We start from the raw sequence: 2,695 nt of genomic DNA on the forward strand, positions 1-2,695 counted from the left end.
TGTTGTTATGGTGACTACATTTTACCAAAGAGAGGTGTCTTTTTGTGTGTTTTTTGATAATTATTTATAAGAAGTTTCAATAACCGCAAGGGTTAAACCTGGATATTCAACTGCAAAACTTGAGTTACTAGTATAATTCGGAAGTTTTAAATCAATATTCATAATCAGGCACCTCCAAAGCACACGCTACAAGATGTTTGATGTCTATTTTTGTGTATAGTCGTGTAGTTTCTGCAGAGGTTTGCCCTAATATATTAGCGATCGCTACCATTGATTCTCCTTCGTTGAGAAGGTTGGAAGCTAAAGAATGGCGTAAACAATGAGAGCCTCGTCGTCTATCACCCAATTCAATTCCGCAATTTTCGAATGCTTTTCGAATAATACCGGAAACTGTTTTTGAAGATAATCTTTCTGCAGTGGATTTCAGAAAGAAAAAATTAGACTGACTTTCCACTCTCTCGTTCAAAAGATAATCAACTAAAGCATTTATAGTTGGTGTAGACAGGTGATGCTTAATGGTAGTTCGCGTTTTAGATTGTACAAAAGAAATCATCTTATCCTCAAAGTTTAAAGACGTAACTGATAAATTAGCGATATCAATTGATCGGAAGCCTAACGTAGCAATCAGAAAAGCAATTGCATAATCCCTTTTTTGATGGATGGAAGAACTCCTTTTAATGTAATTTAACATTATATTTATTTCATCATTTGAATAGATAGATGGTAATTTATTTGTTTTAGTTGCTTTAATATCTGGAAATACAGGAGTGGAATTATTCTCTATATATCCTTCGGACATACAGAAATCAAAAAACTTTTTAATTTCATCAAGCTCACGTTTTAAAGCATAATAGCTTTTTCCTCTATAATTTTGAACGAAGTTCATAATGTCTTCTGTGTGGGAATCTTTTACTGAATAGATTACTAGAAAACGCTCAATAGAAGATTTTTTCCGTTTAAGTGTCGTATCGCGATTTCCATTTTCTTCACAATAAGAAATATACTGGTTTAATAACACTTCGTCGACAGTACTTTTGTAGCTTCTTGTCACCATTTTATTCTCACCTCATAACTTTTTTCAGTATTAACTACTGATATGAAAATTATAAAGCAAAATGGTTATCATTAGTTTAACTATCCTTATTGTTAATCTTATAAAGTATTTAAATCAAACTGGTGATAATCATAAACTAGGGATAACCCGGGTAAGAACGACAACCTTCTGCTCATGTCACTGCTCCATTTACTGTACAGGATTCGGGCAGTATCGGACTTCACTTTGTTTCGCAAGCTCATCCGTCCTGATTCAGCCTTTGTATGAAGTTTCTGTTCGTCAGTGCAAGCATTTGCGTCCGTCTTCCTTCAGATTCCGCCTCACGGCGGACACCCTTGACTTTCGCTAACAGTTCCTACTGCCAAGTCTGTAGTGGACTTTCACCACCAAGTTGTCGCCCATGCCGGGCGCACGAAAGAAAGTCCGAAGAGAAAGGAGCATACGCTCCCAATGCTCTTCGGACTTTTTTTAGTAACTATTGTAGAAGACAATCCGCTGGTCTAAACTGACAAACGTGCTGGAATAAACAGATTCTGTCGCTTAATTGACCCATCTTCTTAAAAAAAACTGCCGGAATAGAGTGACATTTACTGGCTGGATTATTTTGCTTTTCTACACATATGCCGTACAATCATCAACTTTATGTGGAACAGACACCAGAAGAAGCGATTAAATGGGCTACAGAGGTTGGAGAATTCACCTTAGGTGTCGTTGTATCGATTCTTGACCGTTATCCAATCGAAAAGCAAGCCGTGGATATCATCTTCAATCTGAAAAAACTTCAAAGAGAGTATTCTAAATATGAGATTGAACGGGCCTGTCGAATGGTTTATCAGACATCGAGTAGACCATCGGTCAAGAGTATTCAGACCATGATACGCTCAAATAGAAAAGAAGATGAACGTCAAGCGACCACATTAAATACATTGAAAACAGACGAGAAGCATGGCTTCACACGCGGTGCGGCATATTATGGAGGAATTGACAAATGAATCAGCATAATCTAGACAAACTAAAGAATCTTAGACTACCCGGCATGGCCGAAGCGTATGAATCCTTATTTCAAACGCCGCAATTTAGCACTTTATCCTTTGATGAACTTCTGGGCCTTTTACTTGATCAGGAAGAATCTCTTAGGAAAAGTAATAAGCTTAACCGTCTTTTAAAGGATGCAAAATTCCCTATGAAAGCGGCGATTGAAGACATTCTATACCACGATGACCGTCGGTTGAATAAAGAGTTGATTCTACAGTTAGCTGCAGGAAAGTATCTCCTGGACGGGCGAAACATCATTTTTAAAGGAACATCTGGTAATGGCAAGACCTTTTTCGCAACGGCTTTTGGTGTTCAAGCCTGTCGTCAATACAAAAAAGTTGAATACAAGCGTTTGCCTTACTTGATTGAGGAATTCAAGCTAGCTAAGCATCAGGCGGATGGCAGTTACCTGAGGCTCATGAAAAAACTCGTGAAGACAGATTTGCTCATCTTAGATGAATTATGGAAAGATTTACATAATTCATCTTATGAGAAGTAATTAATTATGTTAAGTTAAGCGATGAAATATTAGTTTCACCGCTTAACCAAGGAATTATCTTTACATAATTAAATCTACTTATTTATACTTTTTAATCTAAATAAATT

At 36.8% G+C, this 2,695-nt stretch carries 3 protein-coding genes; 2 read left to right on the forward strand and 1 reads right to left on the reverse strand.

What is annotated here, in order from left to right:
- Positions 1-151: 151 nt before the first annotated feature.
- The gene (locus ACYQ4S_RS11535; protein WP_459771267.1) at positions 152-1,054 is read right to left on the reverse strand and encodes a tyrosine-type recombinase/integrase; all 903 of its coding nucleotides are present in this window, start codon (positions 1,052-1,054) and stop codon (positions 152-154) included.
- 620 nt (positions 1,055-1,674) lie between these two features.
- Here ACYQ4S_RS11535 and ACYQ4S_RS11540 point away from each other — a divergent pair.
- Together ACYQ4S_RS11540 and ACYQ4S_RS11545 are read left to right on the forward strand one after the other, a co-directional pair.
- A complete protein-coding gene (locus ACYQ4S_RS11540) occupies positions 1,675-2,046 on the forward strand; it encodes a hypothetical protein (protein ID WP_459771269.1) in 372 nt (123 codons plus the stop codon).
- Positions 2,043-2,588: an ATP-binding protein gene (locus ACYQ4S_RS11545; RefSeq protein WP_459771271.1), complete on the forward strand. Its 546-nt coding sequence runs from the start codon at positions 2,043-2,045 to the stop codon at positions 2,586-2,588. The genes ACYQ4S_RS11540 and ACYQ4S_RS11545 overlap by 4 nt, the downstream gene beginning before the upstream one ends.
- Positions 2,589-2,695: the final 107 nt, after the last annotated feature.

The sequence above is a fragment of the Alkalibacterium sp. s-m-28 genome (genome assembly GCF_054658175.1).

Coding starts and splice junctions, on each gene's coding strand:
- ACYQ4S_RS11545 (WP_459771271.1), top strand. CDS start 2,043: ATGAATCAGCATAATCTAGACAAACTAAAGAATCTTAGACTACCCGGC.
- ACYQ4S_RS11540 (WP_459771269.1), top strand. CDS start 1,675: ATGCCGTACAATCATCAACTTTATGTGGAACAGACACCAGAAGAAGCG.
- ACYQ4S_RS11535 (WP_459771267.1), bottom strand. CDS start 1,054: ATGGTGACAAGAAGCTACAAAAGTACTGTCGACGAAGTGTTATTAAAC.